26 protein-coding genes are annotated in these 24,983 nt (G+C 66.0%); 10 read left to right on the top strand and 16 right to left on the bottom strand.

The window, feature by feature from the left end:
• Nucleotides 1–101: 101 nt before the first annotated feature.
• Nucleotides 102–2,441: a mechanosensitive ion channel domain-containing protein gene (locus AAFG07_RS03375; protein WP_342726014.1), complete on the bottom strand. Its 2,340-nt coding sequence runs from the start codon at nt 2,439–2,441 to the stop codon at nt 102–104.
• Nucleotides 2,442–2,768: 327 nt separating this feature from the next.
• Here AAFG07_RS03375 and AAFG07_RS03370 point away from each other — a divergent pair, with 327 nt between their 5' ends.
• Together AAFG07_RS03370 and AAFG07_RS03365 are read left to right on the top strand one after the other, a co-directional pair.
• Nucleotides 2,769–3,932 carry an ATP-dependent Clp protease adaptor ClpS gene (locus tag AAFG07_RS03370; RefSeq protein WP_342726013.1) on the top strand — a complete coding sequence of 388 codons (1,164 nt, stop codon included), beginning with the start codon at nt 2,769–2,771 and terminating at the stop codon, nt 3,930–3,932.
• Nucleotides 3,890–4,498, top strand: coding sequence for an ATP-binding protein (locus AAFG07_RS03365; protein ID WP_342729041.1), 609 nt, complete (start codon nt 3,890–3,892; stop codon nt 4,496–4,498). Before AAFG07_RS03370 ends, AAFG07_RS03365 begins: the two co-directional genes overlap by 43 nt.
• Before the next feature lie 24 nt (nt 4,499–4,522).
• Here the strand turns inward: AAFG07_RS03365 and AAFG07_RS03360 are convergent, their stop codons facing one another.
• Nucleotides 4,523–6,613 (bottom strand): tetratricopeptide repeat protein, encoded by a 2,091-nt coding sequence (locus AAFG07_RS03360; protein ID WP_342729040.1) that lies wholly within the window; start codon nt 6,611–6,613, stop codon nt 4,523–4,525.
• Nucleotides 6,614–6,936: 323 nt separating this feature from the next.
• On the opposite strand from AAFG07_RS03360, the gene AAFG07_RS03355 reads away from it, so the two are divergent.
• The 3 genes from AAFG07_RS03355 to AAFG07_RS03345 all read left to right on the top strand — a co-directional run bounded on the left by AAFG07_RS03355 (nt 6,937) and on the right by AAFG07_RS03345 (nt 10,613).
• Nucleotides 6,937–7,401: an Rrf2 family transcriptional regulator gene (locus AAFG07_RS03355; RefSeq protein WP_342726012.1), complete on the top strand. Its 465-nt coding sequence runs from the start codon at nt 6,937–6,939 to the stop codon at nt 7,399–7,401.
• Nucleotides 7,388–8,206 (top strand): methyltransferase domain-containing protein, encoded by an 819-nt coding sequence (locus AAFG07_RS03350; protein WP_342726011.1) that lies wholly within the window; start codon nt 7,388–7,390, stop codon nt 8,204–8,206. The genes AAFG07_RS03355 and AAFG07_RS03350 overlap by 14 nt, the downstream gene beginning before the upstream one ends.
• Nucleotides 8,207–8,486: 280 nt before the next feature.
• Nucleotides 8,487–10,613 carry an Ig-like domain repeat protein gene (locus AAFG07_RS03345; protein WP_342726010.1) on the top strand — a complete coding sequence of 709 codons (2,127 nt, stop codon included), beginning with the start codon at nt 8,487–8,489 and terminating at the stop codon, nt 10,611–10,613.
• Nucleotides 10,614–10,671: 58 nt separating this feature from the next.
• On the opposite strand, the gene AAFG07_RS03340 is transcribed toward AAFG07_RS03345, so the two are convergent.
• The 8 genes from AAFG07_RS03340 to AAFG07_RS03305 form a co-directional block, all read right to left on the bottom strand.
• On the bottom strand, nt 10,672–10,848 hold the full coding sequence (locus AAFG07_RS03340; RefSeq protein WP_342726009.1) for a hypothetical protein: 177 nt from the start codon (nt 10,846–10,848) through the stop codon (nt 10,672–10,674).
• A gap of 92 nt (nt 10,849–10,940) precedes the next feature.
• A complete protein-coding gene (locus AAFG07_RS03335; RefSeq protein WP_342726008.1) occupies nt 10,941–11,225 on the bottom strand; it encodes a hypothetical protein in 285 nt (94 codons plus the stop codon).
• Nucleotides 11,226–11,300: 75 nt separating this feature from the next.
• Nucleotides 11,301–11,714, bottom strand: a complete 414-nt coding sequence (locus AAFG07_RS03330) for a DUF3597 domain-containing protein (RefSeq protein ID WP_342726007.1) — start codon at nt 11,712–11,714, stop codon at nt 11,301–11,303.
• 281 nt (nt 11,715–11,995) lie between these two features.
• Nucleotides 11,996–12,496: a Rab family GTPase gene (locus tag AAFG07_RS03325; protein ID WP_342726006.1), complete on the bottom strand. Its 501-nt coding sequence runs from the start codon at nt 12,494–12,496 to the stop codon at nt 11,996–11,998.
• Nucleotides 12,496–14,247 carry an OmpA family protein gene (locus tag AAFG07_RS03320; protein ID WP_342726005.1) on the bottom strand — a complete coding sequence of 584 codons (1,752 nt, stop codon included), beginning with the start codon at nt 14,245–14,247 and terminating at the stop codon, nt 12,496–12,498. Before AAFG07_RS03320 ends, AAFG07_RS03325 begins: the two co-directional genes overlap by 1 nt.
• A gap of 1 nt (nt 14,248) precedes the next feature.
• A complete protein-coding gene (locus tag AAFG07_RS03315; RefSeq protein WP_342726004.1) occupies nt 14,249–14,611 on the bottom strand; it encodes a hypothetical protein in 363 nt (120 codons plus the stop codon).
• A 159-nt stretch (nt 14,612–14,770) separates the two neighbouring features.
• Nucleotides 14,771–15,427 (bottom strand): response regulator transcription factor, encoded by a 657-nt coding sequence (locus AAFG07_RS03310; RefSeq protein WP_342726003.1) that lies wholly within the window; start codon nt 15,425–15,427, stop codon nt 14,771–14,773.
• A 46-nt stretch (nt 15,428–15,473) separates the two neighbouring features.
• Nucleotides 15,474–16,544: a histidine kinase gene (locus AAFG07_RS03305; protein WP_342726002.1), complete on the bottom strand. Its 1,071-nt coding sequence runs from the start codon at nt 16,542–16,544 to the stop codon at nt 15,474–15,476.
• Between the two features lie 248 nt (nt 16,545–16,792).
• Here AAFG07_RS03305 and AAFG07_RS03300 point away from each other — a divergent pair, with 248 nt between their 5' ends.
• The 5 genes from AAFG07_RS03300 (at nt 16,793) to AAFG07_RS03280 (ending at nt 19,950) form a co-directional block, all read left to right on the top strand.
• A complete protein-coding gene (locus AAFG07_RS03300; RefSeq protein WP_342726001.1) occupies nt 16,793–17,098 on the top strand; it encodes a hypothetical protein in 306 nt (101 codons plus the stop codon).
• A 234-nt stretch (nt 17,099–17,332) separates the two neighbouring features.
• Nucleotides 17,333–17,785 (top strand): MarR family transcriptional regulator, encoded by a 453-nt coding sequence (locus AAFG07_RS03295; protein WP_342726000.1) that lies wholly within the window; start codon nt 17,333–17,335, stop codon nt 17,783–17,785.
• A gap of 41 nt (nt 17,786–17,826) precedes the next feature.
• Nucleotides 17,827–18,402 (top strand): isochorismatase family protein, encoded by a 576-nt coding sequence (locus tag AAFG07_RS03290; RefSeq protein ID WP_342725999.1) that lies wholly within the window; start codon nt 17,827–17,829, stop codon nt 18,400–18,402.
• Complete coding sequence (locus AAFG07_RS03285; protein WP_342725998.1) at nt 18,389–18,718, top strand: hypothetical protein; 330 nt, start codon at nt 18,389–18,391, stop codon at nt 18,716–18,718. The genes AAFG07_RS03290 and AAFG07_RS03285 overlap by 14 nt, the downstream gene beginning before the upstream one ends.
• Nucleotides 18,715–19,950, top strand: a complete 1,236-nt coding sequence (locus AAFG07_RS03280; RefSeq protein WP_342725997.1) for an MFS transporter — start codon at nt 18,715–18,717, stop codon at nt 19,948–19,950. The genes AAFG07_RS03285 and AAFG07_RS03280 overlap by 4 nt, the downstream gene beginning before the upstream one ends.
• 126 nt (nt 19,951–20,076) lie before the next feature.
• Here AAFG07_RS03280 and AAFG07_RS03275 read toward each other — a convergent pair whose 3' ends face one another.
• The 6 genes from AAFG07_RS03275 to AAFG07_RS03250 form a co-directional block, all read right to left on the bottom strand.
• Nucleotides 20,077–21,294, bottom strand: a complete 1,218-nt coding sequence (locus tag AAFG07_RS03275; protein WP_342725996.1) for an acyl-CoA dehydrogenase family protein — start codon at nt 21,292–21,294, stop codon at nt 20,077–20,079.
• A 90-nt stretch (nt 21,295–21,384) separates the two neighbouring features.
• Nucleotides 21,385–21,813: a TIGR01841 family phasin gene (phaP, locus tag AAFG07_RS03270; RefSeq protein ID WP_342725995.1), complete on the bottom strand. Its 429-nt coding sequence runs from the start codon at nt 21,811–21,813 to the stop codon at nt 21,385–21,387.
• Nucleotides 21,814–21,836: 23 nt separating this feature from the next.
• A complete protein-coding gene (gene phaZ, locus AAFG07_RS03265; RefSeq protein ID WP_342725994.1) occupies nt 21,837–22,787 on the bottom strand; it encodes a poly(3-hydroxyalkanoate) depolymerase in 951 nt (316 codons plus the stop codon).
• The gene (locus AAFG07_RS03260) at nt 22,780–24,081 is read right to left on the bottom strand and encodes an alpha/beta fold hydrolase (protein WP_342729039.1); all 1,302 of its coding nucleotides are present in this window, start codon (nt 24,079–24,081) and stop codon (nt 22,780–22,782) included. Before AAFG07_RS03260 ends, phaZ begins: the two co-directional genes overlap by 8 nt.
• A 14-nt stretch (nt 24,082–24,095) precedes the next feature.
• Nucleotides 24,096–24,482: a hypothetical protein gene (locus AAFG07_RS03255; protein WP_342725993.1), complete on the bottom strand. Its 387-nt coding sequence runs from the start codon at nt 24,480–24,482 to the stop codon at nt 24,096–24,098.
• Complete coding sequence (locus tag AAFG07_RS03250; RefSeq protein ID WP_342725992.1) at nt 24,479–24,955, bottom strand: MaoC family dehydratase; 477 nt, start codon at nt 24,953–24,955, stop codon at nt 24,479–24,481. Before AAFG07_RS03250 ends, AAFG07_RS03255 begins: the two co-directional genes overlap by 4 nt.
• Between the last annotated feature and the right edge of the window lie 28 nt (nt 24,956–24,983).

The following is a 24,983-nucleotide window of genomic DNA, read 5'->3' as shown; positions in this document are numbered from 1 at the left end:
TCTCAGCGAGTCACATCGTGGAAAGAGCCCCCACCCGGATCGCATCTGCGATGCGATCCGACCTCCCCCGCAAGCGGGAGAGGTGGAGCAAGATAAAGAGATCAGCCCGCAGCGCGACGTGGCAGCTTGTTGGAATCCGGCTCCGTCGGCGCGGGAAGCTGCATCAGGATGGTCTGGCCCATCGAGGCGATCTCGATGCCTTCCTCCTGGAAGCGCCGCTTCATGCGGCGGTTGAACTCGCGCTGCACTGACCAGCGGCCGCCGTCGGTACAGCGGATCTGGCCGACGATGGTCACGACCGAGCCGTCGACCTTGTCGACGCCCCACAATTCGAGATCGCCGCGGATCAGCGCGCGATACGCCGTCTCCTGGCGCATCCCGGAAACGATGTCCTTCAGCACCTCGCCGGCGCGGTCGGTGTCCTCCTTGTAGGACACGTTGACGCTGACCGCGGCATTGCCGGCGCCGCGGCTGGCATTGGTGATCGTCGTCACCGCGCTGAACGGCACGATATGCACCGAGCCGTCGCCGGCGCGCAGCCGCATGGTGCGGATCGAGACGTTCTCGACCACGCCCGACAGGCCCGACACCGTGACGGTGTCGCCGACCTGCACGGTGTTCTCGAGCAGCAGGAACAGCCCGGTGATCAGATCCTGCACCAGCTTCTGCGAACCGAAGCCGATCGCGATGCCGACGATGCCGGCGCCGGCGAGCAGCGGCGCGACATTGACGCCGATCTCGCTGAGCGCGGTGAGCCCGACCACCGCGACGATGATGCAGAACAGCGCGGTGCGCAGCATCGGCTGGAAGGTGCGCAGGCGCGCGGCGCGGGCGAAATGCCCCTCGCGCGACAGCGTGTCGATCTGCCGGTCCATCAGCGCATTGGCGACTTCCCAGATCACGGCCGCGGCGAGCGCGGCGATGCCGATCGTCACCAGCGCCGAGATCAGCCGAGAGCCGATCTGGCCGCCATAGAACCAGACGATGGCGTCGACGCCCCAGACCTCGAGCAGCGCGACGAAGCCGACCAGAGCGATCACCGCCGTGACCACCTTGCGCAGCAGCGGCAGATAGCGGTTGGCGCGGGTCTCGAGTCCCGGGAAGCGCTGCATCAAATCCGGGCTGATGCGGAAGCCGCGGTCGATCAGGCTCAGCACCACCATGGTGACGAGCCGGGTGACCAGCAGCACCGCGACGGTGCCGACGAAATATTGCAGCAGCAGCGAATAGCCGTTGCGGATGTTCAGCGCCCACACCGCCCACAGCGCGAGATCGAGCGCGATCGCCAGCACATGCCACAGCGAAGCGAGACGATTGCGCGTCCGTGCCGCAAGGCCGGTGCGATCGGCCGGCGCGCGGATGACGTCGGCGACCTGGCGGCGGCATTGCAGGATGATGACGACGATGAAGAGGTGCACCACCAGCATCACAAGCCGGAGCAGCGCGGCGTAGCCGGCGTGGGACAGCCCGAGCAGCAATGCGACATTGGCCAAGCAGATCCCCGAGACCCCGACGGCGACGATGCGCCGCGCCCATATCTCGATATAGGCCGCGGTCTCGGCACGGACGCGGACCAGGCCGAACGGGCCGGCCAGCGCGCGCACCGCACAGATCAGCGCGCGCGAGAAGGCATAGGCGTTGATCACCGCGAGGATCACGAGCCGCGTGGTCGACTGATTGCCGATCTCAGTGCTGAGCAGCGCGGCGGCCACGCTGAGAAACACGACCACCGGCAGCAGCTCGAGCACGAGGCGCCCGAGCACGAAAGGCAGCCGGACCAGCGACTGCCAGGCCCGTGCCAGGCTGAGCCGGCGGCGATGCAGATCGCCCTCCGGCGTGACGTCGGCAACCGACGACGGCGGATCGGCGCTGGCGAGCGCCTGCACCGGCACGCGCGCGGTCTGCGGCAGCCGCGCTTCGAGGAACGCGACCGGCCGCTTGATCAGGCGGAACACCACCCATTCGGCAGCGAGCGCGCAGCCGAGCACCAGCGCCAGCTTCCAGGCGATGTCGATCATGAGGCCATAGGCTGCCGGATCATTGGCGGTGCGCAGGAACCAGTAATAGAACGCCGGGAAATGCGTCAGCGTGCGCGCGACGTCGGCGACCTCGCGCGACATCTCGCCGACCTGCTCCGAGACCATCAGCAGAAGCTGCGCGCCGAGGCTGTCCGCGCTGAGCGGGATCGGCGAATGCTGCTCGGGCGCCGGCTGCGCGGCCGCCTGCGGCGAGGCATTGGCGATGGCGCGCAGCGTGTTGATGATCTCGCCGCGCTTCTTGTCGTCCTGCAGCGTCTCGAGCGCGCGCTTGGCCTGCTCCGGCGTCAATGCGTCGCTGGTACTGGGCTGCGGCGGCGCCGGCTTGGCGGCGGGCTGCGCCAGCGCGGGCGAGACGAACAGGGTGAGGACGAGAAGGATCGCAAAGCGAAGTTTGTGCGACACGAGGGCCTCTTATTAAAATAATTGCGCGACCGCAGATCCCCCGGGAGGACTCTGCTCTCGCGCTCGCGCCATGTCGGATCGCCCCTTTTCGCCTTGATGATGTGTCGGAAGTTTGCTGCTGCGACGACCATCTCTTGGCATTTGCCGCAACACGATCGTCACAGGTGTTGAGCGGCGTTTACGCATGCGACGCGTTCCCGGTCGAACCGATCGATCGGCGCACCACACGCCAGGGCTGAGGTGACAGGATCTTTCGCTTGACGCAGGCCGGCGGTCATGATGTTCTTATTTTGTTCTTATTGTTTCCGATTACGTTTCGAGGTGGCCATGCACGACGTCTTTGCCGAGAACGGCCCGATCAGGCTCTTCATTCACGACGACAGCGAGACACCGATAGAATTCATGCGCGACCTGCTGCGCACGGTATTCGGCAAATCCCGGAAAGAGGCGGTTGCCGCTACCGCACGGATCGAGACCCTGAACGGAATCGCATGCGGTCCCTATCCAGCACCTGTGGCCCAAGCCCTGCTGGAGTCCGCGCAGCAACTGATCCGCAGCAATGGCTATCCGTTAACGATCACGACGGAGGCCGCCGACGCGGCTCGGCCATGCAACCTCTGTGGCTCACTGGAACCCGTGACTGATGTCTTTCTCGTCCGCAAGACGATCTGCCTGTGCAGCAACTGCTTGCTCGCCGCCAGGGCCAGCTCGGAAAAACTGCCGGGCGAGGAGTTCAGATATGCCTTTATAGCCCTCGATTGGCATTTTGCCGGAGTGCCGCGCAACCAGATCCTGACCCGGTCGCGGCAGTTTCCCGGTCACATGCGTGCTGATGTTCAGATCGCGATCGACAGGCTGTTCGACGCGCCGATCCATTTCTTCGGCCTTCATGAGGAACACCGCTACGAGACCCTGGCCTTCGCCGCGCTGATGGAGAACAGCCGCAACGCACCAGCGATCGCCCCGCCGCAGTATCACGACGTCGACGTCGGCGAGTCCGAGCCGGTGAAATGCCTCACCAATGGCTTGTGGCTGTGCCAGACCGAAGAGCTGCGCTACGCGGTGCTGCTCAGCTACCATCGCGATTATCAGAGCGAGCCGGGCTTGCGGATCGAGCTTGCGGTGCCCGCGGGCGCCGCTGGAAACGCCCTGGTGCAGCGGACCTTTGCCGACCTGGAAGCTGCCGTGCGTGCGGCACGATCCTATCGCGGAAAGATCCTGTCACTGGAGGATGCCGCTGACTATCGCGGCCGCGCCCGCGGCGTGACCGTGCACCGCCTGCCGACCGTCGCCCGGGATGACGTGATCCTGCCGGAACGGACACTGCGGCTGCTCGATCGCAACGTGCTCGGCTTTGTCGAAAGCCGCGACCTGCTGCGCAAGCTCGGCCAGTCGACCCGCAAGGGCATCCTGCTCTATGGCCCGCCGGCACCGGCAAGACCCACACCATTCGCTATCTCGCCACCAACCTGCCTGATCACACCACGCTGATCATCACCGCCGAACAGGTCGGCCTGCTCGGCGCCTATATGAACCTTGCCCGCCTGCTGCAGCCGACCATGGTCGTGATCGAGGATGTCGACCTGATCGCGCGCGACCGCGAGGACATGGGCGGGCCGTGCGAGGAATCCCTGCTCAACAAGCTGCTCAACGAGATGGACGGCCTGAAGGAGGATTGCGACATCCTGTTCGTGCTGACCTCCAACCGGCCCGAAGAGCTGGAGAGCGCGCTGGCCGGCCGGCCCGGCCGTATCGACCAGGCGATCGAGGTGCCGCTGCCCGACGAGACCGGACGCGGCAAGCTGATCCGGCTCTATGGCAAGGGCCTGCCGCTCGAACAGCCCGTCATCGACGAGGCCGTGCGGCGCACCGAGGGCGTCAGCGCCGCCTTCATCAAGGAGCTGATGCGCCGTCTCGCCCAGGCCAGCATCGTCAGCAGCGGCGGCGGACAGGTCACCGTCTCCGACGTCGACGGCGCGGTGACCGAAATGCTGTTCGATGGCGGCCGGCTCAACGCCAAGCTGCTCGGCGGCGCACAGGGAATGAGCGCGGGGTGACTGGCCGGAAGGCTCGGCTGGTCGTCAGCCGTGTGCCGCCTGCGGCAGCAGCAAGTCCCGCTCCCCTCGTGCGACGCGTGCAAGCTCGTCGGACATCCGCGTCAGCACGCCCTCCCAGGCCTGCGGCTTATCCTGGCGGAACAACCGCATGGTCGGATACCAGGGCGTGTCGGCGCGATCGCGCAGCCAGCGCCAGTCGAGCGCATAGGGGCACAGCATCCAGACCGGGCGGCCCAGCGCGCCGGCAAGATGCGCCACCGAGGTGTCGACGGCGATGACGAGATCGAGCGCGCAAACGGCCGCTGCGGTGTCGGCGAAATCGCCGAGCGTCGGCGCGAGGTCGACAACATCAGCACCGAGACGCCGCAGCACCGGGGCATCGTCCGGCCGCGGCTCCTTCTGCAGGCTGTAGAGCTGCACGCCAGACGTGACCAGCCGCGGCAGCATGGCATCGGCCGGCAGCGAGCGCTGGCGGTCGCCCTTGTGCCTGGCGTTGCCGGCCCAGACCACGCCGACCTTCAGCACGGACACGCCGGCGAGCGCCTCGCGCCAGCGCGCGAGCTTGGTGGCGTCCGCCTGCAGGTAGGAGGCCGCCGATGGAATAGTCTCGACGGTGGTGCGGAAGATCCGCGGCAGGCTCAGCAACGGCAGTTGCAGGTCGAACGGCGGCAACGGCTCGCCGCGGGCGAACACCGCGACGTCGGGCAGCATCGGCCGCAGCAGCGAGACCAGCGCCGGCTGCACTTGCAGAATGATCCGGCCGCCTTTGCCCGCCAGCATCGGTACGTAGCGGACGAAATTGATGGCGTCGCCGAGCCCGTATTCGGCAAACAACAGCAGCGTGCGTCCCGCCAGCGGCTCACCCTGCCATTCCGGCTCGTCGAACACGGGATCGCCTTCCCTGAGCATCTTGGTCTTGCGGCGCCATTGATATTCTTCAAAACCTTCCTCGAACTCGCCGTTCATCAGGAGGAAATGCGCGTGGTTGTAATGCGCCAGCGGCTGTTCGGGATCGAGTGCGATGGCGCGGCGCGAGGCCACCAGCGCCGCGTCGATCTCGCCGGCATTGCGCAGCGCGACCGCAAGATTGGCGTGGCCCTTGGCGTAATTGGGTTCGAGCGCGATGGCCCGCCGATGCGCGGCGACCGCCGCCTCGACCAGGTTCTGCGTCTCGAAGATGATTCCAAGATTGGTGTGCGCGGCGGCATAGTCGGGCTTGAGCGCCAGCGCCAGCTCGGCGCAGGCGATGGCGTCGTCGACCTGTCCGAGCTCGAACAGGCAGGCACCGAGATTGTTGAGAATGACGTGATCGGACGGATCGCGAGCCGAGACCTGCCGATAGATGCGGACCGCCTCCTCGCGCTCGCCCAGTTCGTGCAGCACCATGGCCAGCAGACGCCGCGGCGCGAAATTGTCGGGATCGAGCGCGATCGCGCGGCGATAGTGCAGGACCGCGTCCTCCAGCCGGCCCAGGCGGTAGAGGGCCGCGCCAAGGCCGCTATGCAGCCCGGGATGATCGGGATCCGCGCCGAGCCCGCGGCGATAGGCGGTGGCGGCGGCGTCGTGCTTTTTCTGATCGGTCAACGCATTGCCAAGGTTGAGCCAGACGCCGCGATAGGCCGGATCGCGCGCGATCACCTCGCGATAGGCCTGCTCGGCCTCGACCGGCCGCTGCTGCCCGGCCAGCGCGACGGCGAGGTTGAACCGCGCCCGCGTCAGGCCGCCATCGAGGGCGATCGCACGGCGAAACGCCGCCTCGGCCTCGTCGAAGCGAGACAGCTCGCACAGCGCAACGCCGAGCTTGATGTGCAGGCCGGCATCCTTCGGCCGCAATGTGATGCCGCGCTGGAACGCCGCCACCGCGCCCTCGTGCTCGCCCTTCACGGCGAGCGCATCGCCGAGCGTGGCGAACGCCGGTCCGTGATGCGGATCGAGGCTGAACACCCGGTTCAGCAGCACCGCGCCTTCGGCGGCGCGGTCGGTCACGAAGGCGATGACGGCAGACAGATGCAGCGCCGGAACATGGTCGGGATCGGCGGTGAGGATATCGCCGCACAATTTGCCGGCCTCCGTCGCGCGGCCCGCGCCATAATGCGCCGCCGCATCCAGCAACATCCGATCAACAGCCACACTGCCCACGATACCGCCCCCGCCAAAAACCCCGATGGGGATTAAACGCGCGGCGTCGCCAAATCCGGCACGCAAATCCCGATTGAAGGGGGAGGTCCTGATCTCTTCTCCTTCCCCTGAACGGCGGAAGGTCGGGATGGGGCCAGCCGCAGACGCCGGTGTTTATGGAGAGAGCAGATCCCCACCCGCTTTGCTCTCACGAGCAAAGCGGCCTCCCCTTTTCAAGGGGAGGTGGGCGCCGAGCAACGACAATGCGCCCGGCCATCCCCCTCTTGACGTCCAGCTCATCATGTAACATATGAAGTTACATGATACGCGATAGCCGATTGTCTGGTGTCCTGCATGGCCTGCTCCACATGATCGGAGCGGGTGAGCCTGTCACGTCGGAGCAACTTGCGCACGCGATGGCCACCAACCCGGTGGTCGTGCGTCGCGTGATGGCGGGCCTGCGCGAGCAGCGTCTGGTCCGTTCGGAGAAGGGCCATGGCGGCGGCTGGACGCTGGCGCGCGATCCGGCCGACATCACGCTTGCCGACATCTATCGCGCAGTCGGCGCGCCCACGATCGTCGCGATGGGCCATCGGTCGGAAAATCCCGGCTGCCTGGTCGAACAGGCCGTCAACGACGCGCTGTCAGGCACGTTTCGCGAGGTCGAGGCCCTCTTCCTGAAGCGGCTCGGCGCGGTGACGCTCGACGCGCTCGCGAAGGATTTCAAGCGCCGGCTCGCCAAATACAAGCAAAGTCTCGAGGACCAGATTCATGCAGCCAAGTGACCAGGCGAAGCCGCTTCCGTTCAATGACCCCGCGCACTGGGACAAGATGGTCGCGACCTACGAGGCGCAGTCGCAGCCGTTCACGACACACTTCGCCGAGGCCGCGGTCGCGATGCTCCCGATCGGCCCGTCGTCGAAAGTGCTCGACGTCGCCACCGGCACCGGTGCCGCGGCGCTTGCGGCCGCGCGCAGGGGTGCTGACGTCACCGCGATCGACTTCTCGGCCGGCATGGTGGCACGGGTTCGCGCGCATGATGTGGCGAATATCAAGGCACGGCAGATGGACGGCCAGGCGCTCGACTTGCCGGATGCCGCCTTCGATGCGGCGGTGTCGGTGTTCGGCGTGATGCTGTTTCCGGACTGGCGCGCCGGGCTGCGCGAGATGGCGCGGGTGACGCGGCCAGGCGGATCGGCGGCGATTGCGGTCTGGAAGAGCGCCGACGGCGCCGCCGTGTATCTGCTGCTCTCGCAGATCATCCGGCGGCTCTACCCCGATAACGTCACGCCGATGCCGTGCACGGGCCTCGCCGAGCTCGCCAATCCCGGCCGCCTCAGCGCTGCGGTCATCGCGGCCGGCTTCCGCGATCCTGTCGTCGCCGAGATTACCCACGACTTCAAGCTCCATGTCGCCAATCCTGCCGACGTCGACAAACTGTTCGAGTTCATGCCGCATTGGAGCGGGCTCGATGCAGAGCAGAGCGCCACGGTTGCGCGGGCCTTCCGGAGCGAGATCGCGCGCGGGCGGATCGGAGACACCTTCGCTATCCCCTCGACCGCGCTGATTGCGACGGCCCTGCGGCCGTAGCCGCCGCGATCCGGCAGCAAGCACCTCATGAGACGGGTGCGTTATCAACGACCCACTTTGCGTGCGCTGAACGCGAATGACGGCCTGCTCGCAGCAATATCGTGCGCTAACGGCTTCTCAAATCGTGCAATGACGTAGCAGCCCAGCAACGCCGCGTTACAAAAGCCGATGCGTACGGAGATTCCGCGGCGTGCCGCGCGAGCCGTGTACTACAACAAACCCGTATTTTTTGAATGTGCGCCGATTCCGCAGCGGGGCCGGCGCGACGGGGGTTACCTTGTTGCCGATCGCAAATTTCTCGCGGACTCGTTTCCGCTCCGCCGCCTCGCGTCTTGCACCCGACTTCTGCACGAGACTGACGGCGATCGCGCGACGCACCGGATGCGCCCTCGCCCTGATCGCCGCCGCACTGTTCAGCCAGGTCGCCGCGGCTAGCTCGCCACCGGCGGTGGTCTCGATCTCCCCGACGACGGGGCCCGCGGCGGGCGGCACCACCGTTGTCATCGCGGGCGGCAGCTTCAACACCGCCACCGCCGTGCACTTCGGCGCCACCAGTGCAACGAGCTTCACGATCGATTCGAACGAGCAGATCACCGCCGTCGCACCGGCGGGTACCGGCACGGTCGATGTCACCGTGACCAACCCGTCAGGGACATCTTCTACGTCTCCCGTGGATCAATACACCTATGTCGCGTCCGCGCCGACGGTAACGTCGATCTCGCCGACCACAGGCCCGACCAGCGGCGGGACGACGGTCATCATCACAGGCACAGGTTTGACCGCTGCGACGGCCGTGACGTTCGGCGCAACCCCTGCAACCAGCTTCACCGTCAATTCCAGCACCCAGATCACGGCGACCTCGCCGGCGGGAACGGGAACGGTGGATATCACGGTGACGACGGCAGCCGGGACATCAGCGACATCAGCGGCAGACCGCTTCACCTTTGCAGCCGCAACGGCAACCCAGACCGCGCTGACCTCGTCGCAGAATCCGAGCAGTTTTGGCCAATCGGTGACCTTCACCGCGAACGTCACCGCCTCAGCCGGCACGCCGACCGGCACAGTGACCTTCAGCGACAATGGATCGCCGATCCGCACCGTGATGCTCGCGGCAGGCACGGCGAGCTTCTCGAGCTCGACGCTCAAGATCGGCAGCCACACCATCACGGCGAGCTATGCCGGCAGCGGCGCCTTCAACGCCAGCACCTCGCCGGCGCTGGCGCAGAGCGTGAACGTCCCGGCCGACAGCGTGAAGCTGCGGGCATTGCAGATCGACATCACCAAGCTGGTGGCGCAGAACTCCGGCCAGGCGATCTCGGGCGCGATCGACAACGCGATCTCGGAAGGGTTCAGCGAAGGCGGCAGCTTCATGACGCCAGGCGGCGCCGGGATGCGCTTCAACTTTGCAGCCGATCCGTCAGACGGCGCGGCGCAGGCGGACACCGGGAATCGTGGTGCCTACGCCTCGGATCGCAGTTCGGGCCCGCGCGGCGGCGGCAATTCGCGAATCGACAATGCGTTTGCGGCAATCGATCGGCAGCTGCCGACCAAGGCGGCGCCCAAAACCCAGACGACGATCAACCGTGACCCGCGCGACTGGCTGTTCTGGATCGATGTCAGGGGCAGCGGCATCGACCGCTGGTCGTCGCCGACCTCGCCGGGCGTCGGGACAACAGGTTCGTCGGTCTACGGCAACCAGCTCAACGCCCTGATGGGACTGACCTACCGGGCGATGCCGAACCTCCTGGTCGGCGCGGTCGCCGGCTATGAGACGTTCAACTACACGGCCCAGGACATCAACGGAAAGCTCACCGGTGACGGCTGGACCGCAGGCAGCTATCTCGGCTGGATGATCACGCCGACGCTGCGTTACGACGCCGCCGTGACCTTCTCGCAGATCGGCTACAATGGCGTGGCCGGAACAGCGCAGGGCAGTTTCAATGGCGACCGCTGGATGTTCGCGACCGGGCTGACCGGCAATTACAAGATGAGCAACCTGCTGATCGAGCCCTCCGCGCGCCTCTACACGCTGTGGGAGCATGAGAACGCCTATGTCGACACGCTCGGCACGCTGCAGACCGCGCGGGACTTCGTCACCGGCCGCGCATCCGGCGGCGTCAAGCTGAGCTATCCGCTGGCAACGACCGACGCCGCGGTGGTCTCGCCCTATCTCGGCGTCTATGGCGACTACTACTTCAGCAGGGACGATGCTGCGGCATTGGCCGTGAACGGCATCCCGGTCAACCCGACGCTGGTGCTGGAGGGCTGGTCGGCCCGCGTCACCGGCGGGCTGAACGCGAGGCTCGCGGGCGGCATGATGCTCGGCCTCGGCGCGGAGTATGGCGGGCTCGGCGGCACGGCCCGGATCTGGACGTTCTCGGCCAGGGCGCGCGTGCCGTTCAACTGATCGAAGACGGCACCCCTGGGCCCGCATCCTCGGCGATGCGGGTCCATCAGCGGCACGCTTACTTGCGCCGGCGCTTGTCGTCGGCTTGTTTTTCTCCGTCACTCGGCGGCTGCAGGCCGGGGCTGTTGGCCCAGCGGTCGAGCTCCTCGATGACCCGCCGGTGGCTCGGCCGCAGCGACGGCGGACCGCCGGGCTCTTGCGACAATTTTCGGGGCAGTTTGACCTGTTCTGGCATTGCGAGGCTCCAGAGCTGGGCGGTGTGCGGGCCATTCGCAGCGACCGTTACGCAAAATGCGCAGATCGACGGCCGCTACAGAGGCGCGAAGATTATTTGTGATCTGCGGGCTTCGCTGGTGCTGCGACCGGCTGCACGGGAGCGGCCTGCTCCCACGGCGCCGGCAGGATGACCCGCGCCGGCGGCAGAGTCTGCGCGGCGCGCTGCACACCGGGATCCACGTGCGCCGGCTGCGGCTCGTCGCCGGCGCTATCGGCGCGGGCGACGGCGATGGTGATGCCCAGCGCCAATGCCGCGAGGCCGAGTCCTGCGGCGATCGAGGCGGCAACGACGCCGGTCCGCGGTCTGTTCAGGATGGCAAGATGAGATGAGGTCATCGCAACTGCTCCTACGCAATACACGTGGTTCGGAGCCGTGCGCCAGGCGAACGCCGCGCACGGCTCAAACGGTGATCAGGTCTTGATGTCGGCCGGGAGCTTGCCGCCATTGGCGGCGAGCTTGGCCATCACCTGCTGATGCAGCCAGACATTCATGGTGGCGGTGTTGTTGGTATCGCCGGTGTAGTGCAGCTCCTTGGCGAGCTCCTTGCGCGCTGCAAGGCTGCTGTCGAGGCCGAGCGCCTTCATCAGGTCGACGATCGAGGTGCGCCAGTCGAGCTTCTCGCCGGTGGCGGCCGCCGCCTTGTCGACGATCGCCGCGACGTCGACCGTTTGCGCCGCGGATGTGCCGGGTGCCGGCGATGCAGATGCAGAGGTTGACGTCGGTGCCGGCGAGGCGCCGGGTGCTGCCGTCGTTGTCGTCTCAGCTGTCTTGGCCTGGGCACCGTGGCCGAAGATTGCACCCATGATGCTTCCAAAAATGCTCATGTTCTCTCGCTCCGTGCGCCCGGGACACCGTTGGTCCCGTGACTGGTTCCAGTGACGGGTGGACGATAGGCAGGCCATTGGCCGAGCGGAAGATGACCATCGTCACTATCGGAGTGTGGGACGGCGTGGTGCAGTTGGAGAGAGAGAATCGTGCGGTCGTGCACCGCATGTCGCGCGTTTCATCGTACGCCCCACGTGCGATGAAGTCAGCCGTCCCGGCCCGATTCGCCAGCCCCGAGAAGTCGGGACGGCTGACACAAACCTGTGCGGAGTTATGCGAACTAGAGCTGACGGCGGCGAATGGTCTGGGCGAGCTCGACAAAGCATTCGGCAATGCCGACGCCGGTCTTGGCGCTGACCGGCTTGACGCTCGACTTGGCGAGTTCGGCGATCGCGCCGGCGCTGCCGGCAGCCTCCGGCAGGTCGATCTTGTTGAGCAGCGCCCGGTAGGGCCGCCCCGGGAAGCGCCCCTCGAAACCGCGGACCAGCTCGACCATGCGGGTCACGGTCTGCGGCCGCGTGACATCGGACACGATGATGGCGGCGGATGCGCCGGTGACATAGACGGTGTCGAAAATCTGCGTTCCGAAATCGCCGTCGGTGTCCCACAGCACGAGCCGCATCGGATCGCTGCCATCCGCCGGCACCACGTCATGGCTCAGAATCTCGACACCCAGCGTGGATTTGTACTGGCCCTCGAACCGGTTGTAGATCAGCCGATAGAGGATCGAGGTCTTGCCGACCCCCATATCGCCGAGCAGCATGACTTTGGCGGTGAGCATCAGCGGGCCACTTCGCCTCGATAGACCGTCTCGAACGCCACGCGGCGGTTGCCGCCGGCGGTCGTGTCGAGCCGGTCGGTGATCGGCATCGTCGCGGCGCGCGAAACCAAAATCAGCCGCGACGGATCGACCCCGAGCGCGGTCAGCTTGCGCTGCACCTGCTCCGCACGCTTGCGCCCCAGCGTCTTGTTGGTGCCTTCGGTGCCGCTCTGATCGGCATAGCCGACGATCCGCAGCCTGAGATCATTGTTCGTCAGCAGCCCGGCGAGCTCGCGCAGCTGCTGATCGGCCTGGTCGTTGTCGAGGAATTCGTCTGAATTGTTGACGAAGAAGACCGCAGTCGAGGCGATGAAACGGTCGAGCCGCGCCGCCGGACCGTCGGCCACGGATTGCAGCTTCGCATATTGCTCGCCCAATTTCGCGTACTGCTCGCCGAGTCTGTCATATTGCTCGCTCAGCGCGGCATATTTCTGGTCGCCCGACTTCGCCTGCGCACCCATCGCCTCGCGCATCTGGTCGAGACTCGCCTGCAGGCGGGTCAGGCTCTGCTGCAGGCCTGCAATGCCGGCCTGCGATGCCGCCGCCTGCTCCGGCGTGGACACCAGTCCGATGCGGTCGACGACCTTGTACGGCGTTGCGGCCGCAGCGAGCGCGTCGATCAACGGCGCGGTTTCCAACTGGCTCGGCTCGATGCCCGAGACGGCCACGCTTCGGCCACCGTGATCGAAGTCGAGCCGCAGCGGGAAGGTGGCGAGCAAGGGCTGCTTCGCGGCGAGCTGCTCCAGCGCGGCATGGGTACGCCGCTCCAGCAGCGCGCGCGTCACCGACGTCACGGCAAAATAAAGCAATAGCGCAGCCAGGGCGGCGAGCACGGCAAACAGGATCACCTTGCCGCGCCGGCTTGCGATCCGCCGCGGCGTGTCGTCGGTCTCGATCGCGGTTGCGAGCGAGGCGAGCATCGGCGCATCGCAATCCGCGCCACGGTCGATGCGTTCGATCGCATCGAAGAACAGCGAATTGATCCTGGCATTGTCGGCGGGTCGCAGCGGCCCCAGGCACTCGGCCGCCAGGATGAAGCGGGGCGAGGCGCGCAGCGCGAGCTGCCGTCCGCCGAAATCGAGCGTCTGCAGATTGCCCTCGCCGGCCAGCGCCTGCACGGAGAATTCGAGAATCGCCGCGACCATGGCGCTGAGCAGGTCGGCGCGCTCGTCGACGGTCGCCTCGCGCTTCCAGTCGGCGACCAGGCGGCCATTGCCGCGTTCGATGATCAGGAGCCGGTTGATCTGCGGCGGACTGTCGGCGAGCACGAACTCGCTGATCGGACGTCCCGTCACCAGCGACTTGACCCGCCCGACCCACAATTGCGCCGAGGTCAGCGCATTGATGCGCTGCTCGAGCGAGGCAACCAGTTCCCGGAACGCGTTCGCAACCGCGGCGCTGACCAGCCGGCCGACGATCGGATAGAGCGCCTCGATCATCTGCTCGCGCGAATTCTTGATCTCGCTGCGGATCGCTGAGACCACGACCGGCGCAATCGCGGTGGCGAGCTCGCGCGGCCGGTTGACCTCGGCGCGCTCCAGCGCCTCGACCAGAATGCCGGCGGTGGCCGTCTCCAGGCGATCGGCGTTGCCGACATAGCGCTGCAGCGAGTCGAGGTCGGCCTCCAGCGACGTCAGACGCGTCGCCTCGGGCTGAAACAGCAATGTCCTGAGCTGCTCGATCTCGCGGTTCTGGCCGGCAGCAGCTGCCATGCTATTTGCCCGTGCGGCCGGATCCCAATCCGCTGATCGCAGCGCCGAGCTGGGTGATGGCCGCACCGACATCCTTCAGCGAGTCGAGGCGCTTCTGCTCGGTATCGCGTTCGAGGTCGGAGAGCCGCGCCTGCAGCGCGGTGAGCTCGTTGTTGAAGTCCGCCTGCATCTGCTTCAGCGATGCCTGCATCTCCTCGCGCAGACCCGAGAGATTGGTCTCAATCGAGCGTTGCGCGCCGCCGAACAGGAGATCGCGGACCTGATCGATCGCCGCCATGCCATGTGCCGCGGCTTCCGCGCCATTGCCGGCCGCCGCGTTTGCCAGTCCATCCGTATCCTTGGTCTGGCGCTCGATACCCTTCATGGTCATTCCCTGTTTAGTCAAAGCCGCGCAATCCGGACCTGCCGTGTCAAAAAGCAAATCCGAAACAAACCTATAGCCAATTTTGTCGGCGCGGCCCAGAGAAAGGCGAGCAATCTCAGCCGGATCAACCGCGTGGCGTGCGGTTGAGGGCAATTATTTCTAGTAAGTTATTGCCTTTATTGCCAGTTCCGTACGGTTCTTGACATGGCATTTCTCCAGGATGGTGCTGACATAATTCTTCACCGTGCCCTCGGCCAAATGCAGCCGTTCACCGATCTCGGTATTGCTCTTGCCCTCGACGATCAGCGTGAGAATTTCATTCTCCCGCGCCGTCAACCCGTCGCGAACCGGCAGCTTCGCCGAGACGCGCGGGCCGCGTAGCCGCTTGAACTCGTCGAGGATGCGCGCGGCGACGCTGGGCGACAGCCCGGACTGGCCGTTGATCACCGCGCGGATGGTCGATGCGATCTCCTCCATCCTGGCGTCCTTGAGGAGATACGCCTTGGCGCCGGCGCTGACCGCCTCGAAGATCAGGTCGTTGGTTTCGAATGTCGTCAGCACCACGATATGGGTCTGCGGCAACTCGCGCAGGATCCGCTGGGTCGCCGCGATGCCGTCGACACGCGGCATCTGCAGGTCCATCAGGATGACGTCCGGCCGATAGCGCCGCGCGAATTCGATGGCCTGCTCGCCGTCGGATGCACCGGGAAGGATCTCGAAATCGTCGTTCTGCTGGGCCAGCAGTGTGGCGATACCTTCCCTGATCAGGGTCTGATCCTCGGCGATCAGCACCCGCACCTTCTCAATTCTGCTCACGGGTTTCCGTTATCCTCTCGAAGGTCTTGAATGCGCGGCAACGACATCAATCGGCCAGCAGGCCGGCAGACGCTGCCGGCGGCACCGCCACGGGGAGCGATATCCGGACCAGCGTTCCCTGTCCGGGCGCGCTCTCCACCGCGCAGCTTCCGCCGACGAGTTCAGCAAATTCGGTCATCCCGATCAATCCGAAATGTCCGGGCGTGGGCACCGCCAGATCGAAGCCGCGGCCGTCGTCGCGGATCTCGACAACGAGCTTGCGACCGACCGCGGCCGGCGCTTCGAAGGCGTGAAACGAGACACGGCGTGCCTTCGCATGCGCCTGAACGTTACGCAATGCCTCGCTGAGAATGCGTTGAACCGTCAAGCCGCAATCGCGCAAACCGGGACGCGCCTCTTCGTCGATCTGGATCGACACCCTGACGCCGCTGCGCGCGGCGAAGTCGCTAAGCAGTCCCTCGACATCGGGATCAAGCTTCAAATCGTCGGGCGTGCGCAGGCGATCGATGGCCTCGCGGGCGCGCGAGAGGCCGCTCGCGGCGGCGTCTTCGGCGGTTGCAAGGCTGTCCGCCACGCGCGCCGGGTCGGCCGACAGATAATGCCTGATCAGCCGGATCTGGGTCAGCAGCGCCACGATCGAATGCACCAGCGTATCGTGCAGATCGCGCGCCAGCCGCAGCCGCGTCCGCGCCAGCGAGGCAAAGCGCACTTCCGCGCTTGCCGCCTCGAGCTGCTGCTCCATCAGGCGGCGGGCCCGGCGCTCGCTGCCGAGCAGCGTTTCGACCTGACGTCCCGCGAAGTCCGGCATGGCGATGACGAAGTAATGCGACTGTGCATCATTCCACAGCACGACCGCCGTCATCGGCTGCGCGATGTCAGGCGAGGCACCGCGGACACCGGCCAGCGCGATCATATCCCGCTGTCCTCCGGCAAGCGCCGCGAGCTCGGCCTCCATGCCGACCAGCAGCATGCATTCGCAACAATCGACGCCGATCGCGGGAAGCCATTCGACCAGCCGCCCGATCTTCCGCTGCATGCTTCGGTCGGCACCGATGACGGCGAGACCGATGACGTCGGCTCCTGCGGCCGCAAGCAAATCCGCGCTCAAATCGATCATGCGTTGCCCATCAACTCAGCGAGCAGCCCACTCTGGCGTAAGCCGGCAGCGGCCGCAAACGAATATGACTTTCGTCATAACTGATCCTGACTTTCGTCAGATGCCACTGCTGCTCGAAATGCGGTTCTGTCTTACGAATGAGCAACAGCGCAAGCCATGATGTGCCACATGCCGGCGTCCATGGCGATGCCGGCCGGGCGCCGCGCCTCGCGGAAGGTCGCGCCAGTCGGCCGGAGTGTGAGCTGACAATGAAGGCCGCGCCACGGAAATCGTTGGGTATCGAGCTCATGTTGGCGGAAGCGGAAAAGCCTGCGCGGCGCCGGCGCCTGAGCGCGACCCAGAAGCTGGCGTTGCAGGAAGCGCTCGCCGGCCGCCTGCAGCTCTACCCGCGCGGATATGCCGCGAGCAAGACCGGGCCGTTCCACTCGCGCCGCGCCATCCTCGGACTGGTGCGCGCCGGCCTGATGAGCCTCAGCGCGACCGCGCGCTATGCGGCCGCGACCCGGCGCGCACGGGACATGTACGCACTGCCGGCGACCAGCGAGAGCGAATAGCACGCGTCGTCATCGCGCCGCGATGTGGCCGGCGCTCACTGCCCATTTCATTTCCCTGCGAGCCGCGGCCGGCATTACCACGCACGGACAATGTCGTGCGCGCCGCGCCTCCTGGCCATCGGATGACGTCAAGCGAACCGGTCCGCCGCACCGAGGTCAGACCGCGCGAATTCTGCAGACAAACTACAAAGATAATCTTTACAGTTTACCTGTATATCTGCTAGTCTCACCGACATGAACAATGCAGCGGCCCGTACCGGCTCGGCGCGCACATCCACGCTCGCCGAAGACCTTCGCCTGTTGATCGGAACGCTGAAGCGCCGGCTGCGTGAGCAGGGCCAGCGCGAGGATCTTCCGCCGTCCCAGGTCGCGGTGCTGCTGCGCCTCGAAAAGGACGGCCCCGCGACCGTGTCGAGCCTGGCGCGATCGGAAGGGATGCGTCCGCAGTCGATGAGCTCGGCGATATCATCGCTCGAGGCCGCGGGTCTGGTTCGCGGCGCGCCCGATCCGGACGACGGCCGGCAAACCATCATGTCGCTCACCGATAGCTGCCGCGAGCGGCTGCGCACCGGCCGCGCCGCGCGGCAGGACTGGCTGTCGCGCACCATCGCCGCGCGGTTGTCGGCACGGGAGCAGGATGAACTCGCCGCCGCCGTCGGCTTGCTGAAACGGCTGGTCGCAGATTGATGCCGGCCGCGCCGCGCCAATTGTGAGAACAGGAAGCGATCATGGCTCTGACGACGCTCGATCCGATCACCGCCCTCATTGTCGTCGATCTGCAATCAGGGCTCGTCGGCGCGCCGTTCGTGCATCCGTTCGGAGACGTCGTGGTTCGCGCCTGCGCCCTCATCAGCGCGTTTCGACGGCGTGGACTGCCGATCGTGCTGGTCAATGTCGACGGCACGGCACCCGGACGAACCGAGCGGCCGCGCCACGACGGACAATTTCCCGACGGCTGGACCGACCTGATTCCGGAGCTCGATCGGCAGCCGGGCGACATCGTCGTGACCAAGCGGACGTGGGGTGCGTTCGCCAGCACTGATCTCGAGAAGCAGCTGCGCGCCCGCGGCGTCACGCAGGTCGTGGTCGCCGGCGTTGCGACCGGCACCGGCGTCGAATCCACGGCACGGCAGGCCTATGAGGCCGGCTTCAACGTCACGCTCGCGATCGACGCCATGACCGATGCACGGCCGAACGCACATGACTACAGCATCGAACAGGTGTTCCCGCGGCTCGGCGAAACCGGCTCGACGCAGGCGATCATCGATCTGCTTGAAAGGACCAATACGCATGAACTGGCTTGACCTCGTCGCCTACTTCTTCGGCGGCGCCTTCCTCACCAACGCGATCCCTCACGTCGTCGCCGGCATGATGGGCGAACCGTTCCAGAGTCCGTTCGCGAAGCCGCCGGGCGAGGGCCTGTCGTCATCGACCGTCAACATCGTGTGGGGCTTCTTCAACCTCGCGGTCGGATATCTCCTGGTCTGCCGCGTCGGCGACTTCGGCTTGAGAACGACCAGCGACGTCGCAGCGCTCGGTCTCGGCGGCTTCCTGATCGGCCTGTTCCTGGCGCGGCGGTTCGGACGGTTTCACGGCGGGAATGAACCTCAGAGACCATGAGACGCGTCTTTCGATCGCTCGCAAGCTTCAACTACCGGGTCTGGGCGGCCGGCGCGCTGGTTTCCAACATCGGCACCTGGATGCAGCGCGCCGCCCAGGACTGGCTCGTCCTTACCCAGCTGACGCAGCATAGCGCATCCGCCGTCGGCATCGTGATGGCGCTACAATTCGGCCCACAACTATTGTTGATGCCGTGGAGCGGCTTTGCCGCAGATCATTTCAACCAGCGCAAGCTGCTGATGGCGACCCAGGCGACGATGGGCGTGCTCGCGCTGGTCCTCGGGATTCTCACCGTCACCGGACTGGTGCAGCTCTGGCACGTCTATGTGTTCGCCTTCCTGTTCGGCTGCGCGGCAGCGCTCGACGCGCCGGTGCGCCAGACCTTCGTGGCCGAGCTGGTCAGCGACACGAACCTGTCGAACGCGATCGCGCTGAACTCGACCTCGTTCAATGCCGCGCGCATGATCGGCCCGGCCGTCGCCGGCCTGATCATCGCCTCCGTCGGCACCGGCTGGGCCTTCCTGTTCAACGGCGCCTCGTTCCTCGCGGTGCTGACCTCGCTGACCCTGCTGCGCACCTCCGAGCTGCGCCCGAGCGCGCGCGCCCATCCCACCAAGGGCAGCATCATGCAGGGCTTCCACTATGTCTGGTCCCGCCCCGATCTCCGGGCGACGCTGATCATGCTGTTTCTGATCGGGACCTTCGGACTGAACTTTCCGATCTTCATCTCCACGATGGCGGTCGGCGTGTTCCACACCGACGCGCGCGGCTTCGGGCTGCTGTCATCGGTGATGGCGCTCGGCACGATGTCGGGCGCGCTGCTCGCCGCGAGCCGCGACCAGCCGCGGTTCTCTTCGCTGATGCTGGGCTCTGCGATCTTTGGTCTCGGCTGCACGCTCGCCGCCCTGGCGCCGAGCTATTGGCTGTTCGCCGCAGCACTCGTCGTGATCGGTGTCGCCGCGCTGACCGTCGCCAACACCTCGAACGCGCTGATGCAGCTCGCGACCGAGCCTGCGATGCGCGGACGCGTGATGGCGCTGCGGCTCGGCGTGGCGCTCGGCGGCACGCCGATCGGCGCACCGATCGTCGGCTGGGTCGCCGATCACCTCGGCCCGCGCTGGGCACTCGGGGTCGGCGCCGCCGCCGGCTTTGCCGCCGCGATCGTTGCCCTCGGCATGCTGTCGCGGACAACCGCCGAAGCCGGCCAAGGCAGCCTGCCGCCGGCGGAGTGAACGGTCGCGCGATCTATCCCCGTCATTGCGAGGGAAGCGAAGCAATCCATTGCCGACCATGCGGAAAGATGGATTGCTTCGTCGCTTCGCTCCTCGCAATGACGGTATTAGACGCCTTGCAATGGTTCAGACGAAGGCGCTCAATCCCGTGATCGACTTGCCGACGATCAGGGTGTTCATCTCGCGGGTGCCCTCATAGGAATAGATCGCCTCGGCATCGGCCACGAAGCGGCCTATATGGTTTTCGAGCAGGATGCCGTTGCCGCCCAGCAACTCGCGCGCATAGCCGACGGTCTCGCGGCATTTGACGGTGCAGAACGCCTTCGCCAGCGAAGCATGCTCGTCCAGCATCACGCCTTCGTCCTGCATCTGTCCGAGCCGCAGCATCATCGCCTGCGTCGCAGTGACGTTGCCGAGCATCCGGACCAGCAGGTCCTGCACCAGCTGAAAGCCGCCGATCGGTCTGCCGAACTGCTGCCGGTCGGTTGCATAACGCAGCGCATGTTCATAGGCGCCCATCGCGCAGCCGACGGCGAACCACGCCACCCCGGTGCGGGTCATGCGCAGCACCTTGGCGGTGTCCTTGAAGGAGTTGGCGTTCTGCAGGCGGTCCGCCTCGGGCACGCGGCAGTCCTTCAGGGTGATCAGGCCGTTCTGCACCACGCGCAGCGCCATCTTGGTCTTGATCTTCTCGACCGAGAAGCCGGGATTGTCCTTGGCCACGACAAAGCCCTTGACCTGGTTCGAGCCTTCCTCGCGCGCCCAGATTACGTTGATGTCCGCGAAAGTGGCGTTGCCGATCCACTTCTTCTGGCCGTTGAGAATCCAGACGTCGCCCTCGCGGCGGCAGGTGGTCAGCATGCCGCCCGACGTCGCCGAGCCGACCAGCGGCTCCGTGAGACCAAACGAGCCGATCTTCTCGAAGCGCATCATCGCAGGCAGCCACCGCTGCTTCTGCGATTCGTCGCCGCACAGATAGATCGAGCCTGCCGAAAGCCCGGTGTGCACGCCCCAGAAGGTCGCGACCGAGGAATCGACCCGCGCCAGCTCCATCGCGACAAAGCCGTTCAGCAGCCAGCTGCCGCCGGCCGCGCCATAGCCTTGATAGCCGACGCCGCCGATGCCGATCTCGGCCATGTCAGGGATGATCGCGAACGGAAATTCGTCGCGGCTCCAGAACTCTTCGATGAGCGGCGCGACCACGCCCTCGGTGAATGCGCGCACACGCTGCACCAGCGCGCGCTCCGTGTCGTTGAGGACGGTGGCAATCCCGTAGAAGTCGCCGTTGACCGGCGGCGGCGCGTAATCCGGCTTGGCTGACCGTGTCGCCTGCGCGTTAGCCATGGTGTCCTCCCTGATGCATAGCGGTGCTTCGCCCTACTCTCGCGCTCCCGACACGACCGACGCCCTGCCGGGATTCGTCTCATCGTGACGTCAGGTTGGCTTGTTCGGGCGGACGCTGGCGCGGAACTCGTCGAAATTCTCTTTCATCCGGTCCTGGATGATCTTCACCGCTTCCGTGGTCGACTGCCGCGCCGTCGACGCGCTGTCCTGCGCGCCCTTGACCGCGATGTCGAACACCTTCCGCGCGAATTCGGTTTGCAGCGCGAGGTTCTCATGAATCTTGCCGAGCGGCTTGTACTCGCGCGCCAAGGTCGAGGCCTCGCGCAAGCCCGCCTCGATCACCTCGCGCTGCTTCTGCGCTACCGATTGCGCGCCCTCGGCCGCAACCTTCGCGCTCTGGCCGAGTGCCTCGAGGTTCTTCTTCTGGGCTTGCAGCAATTCGTCCACGTTCAGCTTCGGCAAGCCGAGATCTCTGCCGAACTTGCGCAGCATGTCTATGTAAGAGGTATTGTCGGTCACGATATCCTCCCTGGTTGCTGTGTTTAAGGCTTCTGCTGTCCGCCTCCGGGCGTTGGAACGAGATCCCTGAAGTAGCTCGTCGTTCGCGCGAGCAGGGATGACGACACGGCCTGACGACTCTCGTCAGCCAGAAACGCTTCGATCAAGTCGGCGGTTTCCTTTGGCCGCGTCACCATGAACAGATGTCCGTCGTCGATCAGGCGCAGTTCGGCGTTCGGGATCAGGCTCGCCATGATCTGACCGTTGACCGGAGGGACCAGCGGATCGTCGCTGCCCATCAGGATCAGCGTCGGCTGCGGCAGAGACCACAGCCAGGGCAGGCTGGTCCAGCCGGTCATCGCGAGCAGTTGATAAAGATAGCCCATGCTGCGCGCGCCATGCATCGCGGCCGCATGCCGGCCGATCAATGACGGATCGTCGCGAAACGCGCCGCCATAGATGTCGGCGGCGATCGTTTTCATGTAGCCCTTGTCGGTGTAGCGGCGCGGCGTCGCCATCTTCCACAGCACCGACGGACTTGCCGGCACCATGGTGAAACCGGGCGCGGTCGCGGCAAGTACCAGGCGGCGGCAGCGCTTTGGAAACTGATGCGCGAATTGCTGCGCGATGCCACCGCCCCAGGACACGCCGGCGACATCGACCTCGGCATAGCCCAGCTCCGCAACCAGCCCGGCGGCGAGCCGCGCCAGGGTCGACGGACGATACGGCCATGCCGGCCTCGGCGATCCGCCGACGCCGGGCACGTCGAAGATGATGGCTGACGTGCCGGTCAGCGCGTCGAGGAACGGCTTCGCCAGCTCCCAGTTGGCGCCGATCCCGTTGAACAGCAGTAATGGCGGCCCGCTGCCGTCGCCGTGCCGGATCGCGACCTGAAGCAGCTGGCCGTCGATCGCGATCTGCCGCGTCTCGATCGTGCCGCGCTGCGCAACCGCCGCCGGCCCGGCCTCGTCAGCGCTGGTGAGATCGTCAGTCAAAGACGTAGGTCCCCGGTGCCGCGCCAAGGGATGGATAGCGCGCGCTGCCGAGCGAGGCGGGCGCCGCCACCTCGTCGCCCGAGCGCGCCTGCAGCCAGTCGCGCCAGTCGAGCCACCAGCTGCCCTTGCGCTTCTCGGCCGAGGCCATGAACGCATCGGGCTTGTCCTTGGAGATCGGCCCGATCATGAAGGACGCCTTCGGATTGCTCGGCGGATTGAGCAGGCTCTGCAGGTGCCCGCTGTTCGACAGCACGAAAGTGGTGCCCTCGCCCATGATCTGCGCGGTCTTGTAGACGCCCTTCCACGGCGTGATGTGGTCGGTCACCCCTGCGACGACGTAGCTGTCGGCCTTGACCTTGCTCATGTCGATGGTCTTGTCGTTGAGCGTCAGCTTGCCGGCGTTGACGAATGGGTTGGAGAAATAGAGATCGAGATAGTCGCCGTGCAGCGCCGCCGGCAGGCGGGTCGTGTCGGCGTTCCAGTACAGGATGTCGAACGCCGGCGGCTGGTTGCCGAGCAGATAATTGTTGACCCAGTAGTTCCAGATCAGATCGTTAGGTCGCATCCAGGCGAACATCCGCGCCAAATCGTGGCCATCGACGATGCCGCGCAGTTGCGAGGTCGCCTTGGCCGCCCGCATGGTCTCCGGCGTCATCAGGCAGCCGAACGTGCTTTCCTCGGCCGAGTTGGGATCGAGCAGGCAGACCGCCAGCACCAGGTTCTTGATCTTCTTCTCGGCGGCGCTGCCGAGCGTCGCGAAATAGGCTGTCGAGGTGATGCCGCCGGAGCAGGATCCCATCATCGAGATGTCCTCGCTGCCGGAAATCTCGCGCGCCGCGTCGACCGCCTCGTCGAGCGCGGCGACATAGGTGTCGAGCCCCCAGTCGCGGTGCGCCGCCGTCGGGTTGCGCCAGCTCACGGCAAAGACCTGAAAACCGCTCTCGAGCAGGAAGCGCACCATGCTCTTGTCCGGCGACAGGTCGAGCGCGTAATACTTGTTGATCTGCGGCGGCGTGATCAAAAGCGGCCGCTTCCTGACCGTCGGCGTCGTCGGGGTGTACTGGATCAACTCGATCAGCTCGTTGCGGAAGATCACTGCGCCCGGCGTGGTGGCAAGGTTCTCGCCGACCTTGAACGCGTTCATGTCCACCATCGACGGCATGCCGCGATTCTGCGTCAGGTCGCCGATGTAGTTCTTCAGGCCGCTCCACAGGCTCTGTCCGCCGGTGTCGATGAACTTGCGGACCGCCGCCGGGTTGGTGAGCATGGTGTTGGTCGGCGCGACCGCATCGATCAGGATATCCGTGATCAGATGCCGCGCTGCTTGTCGATGTCGCTGAGGCTGGTCTTGTCGACCAGACCGTTGACCGCCTCACCCCACGCCAGATAGGCCTTGAGCAGGCCGGAGTGCAGCGAGCTCTCCTTCCAGGTCGGATCGGCAAACCGCTTGTCGCCGGCCTTCGGCGCCCGCTCCGACTTGCCGGCAGCGATCGAGCCGAGCTCGCCGACGAAGGACAGCCACTGCTCGGTCGCGACCTTCGGCTCGTTGATGACCGCCTTGAACAGGATGCCGGCGCCCTCGACGAGATCCTGCCCCTGGATGCCGACCAGTGGATTGAGCGCCAGCGTGTTGCGCGACGCCGCCTCGGACATGTCAGACGCCGAGGACTCCGGACTGCGATTTTCCGTGCTCATTGCTTTGCTCCCGCCGCGGGGATCAGAAGGGCCAGCGTTTCGGCGATCAGCGCCGGCTTCTCTGATCCTTCAACCTCCAGCGTGTTCAGGGTTTTCATGATCACCTGGCCGCCGTCCCTCGGCTCAACGCCGGACAGCACGACCCGCAGCCGCACCCGCGCGCCTGATGGCACCGGCGCCAGGAAGCGCACCTTGTCGACGCCGTAGTTCAACCCGGCGGCGGCATCGCGCGGGATGATGCCGACCTGCATCGCCAGCGGCGCCACCATCGCGAGCGTCAGATAGCCATGCGCGATCGGACCGCGGAACGGACTCTCCCGTTTCGCGCGTTCGACATCGACGTGGATCCATTGATGATCGCCGGTGCAGGACGCAAAATTGTCGATACGCTGCTGATCGATCGTGACCCAATCGGAGAGCCCGAGCTCCTTTCCGACGTGTTCGCCCAGGCCGGCAAGTGTGAGGTTGCTCATGACATCGTCCTCCACGATCTTTTCTCGA

Origin of the sequence: Bradyrhizobium sp. B097 (genome assembly GCF_038957035.1) — a bacterium.
GTDB lineage: Bacteria > Pseudomonadota > Alphaproteobacteria > Rhizobiales > Xanthobacteraceae > Bradyrhizobium.
The sequence above is the reverse complement of the archived record's forward strand: the minus strand, read 5'-3'. Positions and strand labels throughout refer to the sequence as shown.

What these genes read in the sequence shown, in the direction of transcription:
- AAFG07_RS03370 (WP_342726013.1), top strand. Translation starts at nt 2,769, where the DNA reads ATGCACGACGTCTTTGCCGAGAACGGCCCGATCAGGCTCTTCATTCAC.
- AAFG07_RS03360 (WP_342729040.1), bottom strand. Translation starts at nt 6,613, where the DNA reads ATGTTGCTGGATGCGGCGGCGCATTATGGCGCGGGCCGCGCGACGGAG.
- AAFG07_RS03355 (WP_342726012.1), top strand. Translation starts at nt 6,937, where the DNA reads ATGATACGCGATAGCCGATTGTCTGGTGTCCTGCATGGCCTGCTCCAC.
- AAFG07_RS03350 (WP_342726011.1), top strand. Translation starts at nt 7,388, where the DNA reads ATGCAGCCAAGTGACCAGGCGAAGCCGCTTCCGTTCAATGACCCCGCG.
- AAFG07_RS03340 (WP_342726009.1), bottom strand. Translation starts at nt 10,848, where the DNA reads ATGCCAGAACAGGTCAAACTGCCCCGAAAATTGTCGCAAGAGCCCGGC.
- AAFG07_RS03335 (WP_342726008.1), bottom strand. Translation starts at nt 11,225, where the DNA reads ATGACCTCATCTCATCTTGCCATCCTGAACAGACCGCGGACCGGCGTC.
- AAFG07_RS03330 (WP_342726007.1), bottom strand. Translation starts at nt 11,714, where the DNA reads ATGAGCATTTTTGGAAGCATCATGGGTGCAATCTTCGGCCACGGTGCC.
- AAFG07_RS03325 (WP_342726006.1), bottom strand. Translation starts at nt 12,496, where the DNA reads ATGCTCACCGCCAAAGTCATGCTGCTCGGCGATATGGGGGTCGGCAAG.
- AAFG07_RS03320 (WP_342726005.1), bottom strand. Translation starts at nt 14,247, where the DNA reads ATGGCAGCTGCTGCCGGCCAGAACCGCGAGATCGAGCAGCTCAGGACA.
- AAFG07_RS03315 (WP_342726004.1), bottom strand. Translation starts at nt 14,611, where the DNA reads ATGAAGGGTATCGAGCGCCAGACCAAGGATACGGATGGACTGGCAAAC.
- AAFG07_RS03305 (WP_342726002.1), bottom strand. Translation starts at nt 16,544, where the DNA reads ATGATCGATTTGAGCGCGGATTTGCTTGCGGCCGCAGGAGCCGACGTC.
- AAFG07_RS03300 (WP_342726001.1), top strand. Translation starts at nt 16,793, where the DNA reads ATGAAGGCCGCGCCACGGAAATCGTTGGGTATCGAGCTCATGTTGGCG.
- AAFG07_RS03295 (WP_342726000.1), top strand. Translation starts at nt 17,333, where the DNA reads ATGAACAATGCAGCGGCCCGTACCGGCTCGGCGCGCACATCCACGCTC.
- AAFG07_RS03290 (WP_342725999.1), top strand. Translation starts at nt 17,827, where the DNA reads ATGGCTCTGACGACGCTCGATCCGATCACCGCCCTCATTGTCGTCGAT.
- AAFG07_RS03285 (WP_342725998.1), top strand. Translation starts at nt 18,389, where the DNA reads ATGAACTGGCTTGACCTCGTCGCCTACTTCTTCGGCGGCGCCTTCCTC.
- AAFG07_RS03280 (WP_342725997.1), top strand. Translation starts at nt 18,715, where the DNA reads ATGAGACGCGTCTTTCGATCGCTCGCAAGCTTCAACTACCGGGTCTGG.
- AAFG07_RS03275 (WP_342725996.1), bottom strand. Translation starts at nt 21,294, where the DNA reads ATGGCTAACGCGCAGGCGACACGGTCAGCCAAGCCGGATTACGCGCCG.
- AAFG07_RS03255 (WP_342725993.1), bottom strand. Translation starts at nt 24,482, where the DNA reads ATGAGCACGGAAAATCGCAGTCCGGAGTCCTCGGCGTCTGACATGTCC.
- AAFG07_RS03250 (WP_342725992.1), bottom strand. Translation starts at nt 24,955, where the DNA reads ATGAGCAACCTCACACTTGCCGGCCTGGGCGAACACGTCGGAAAGGAG.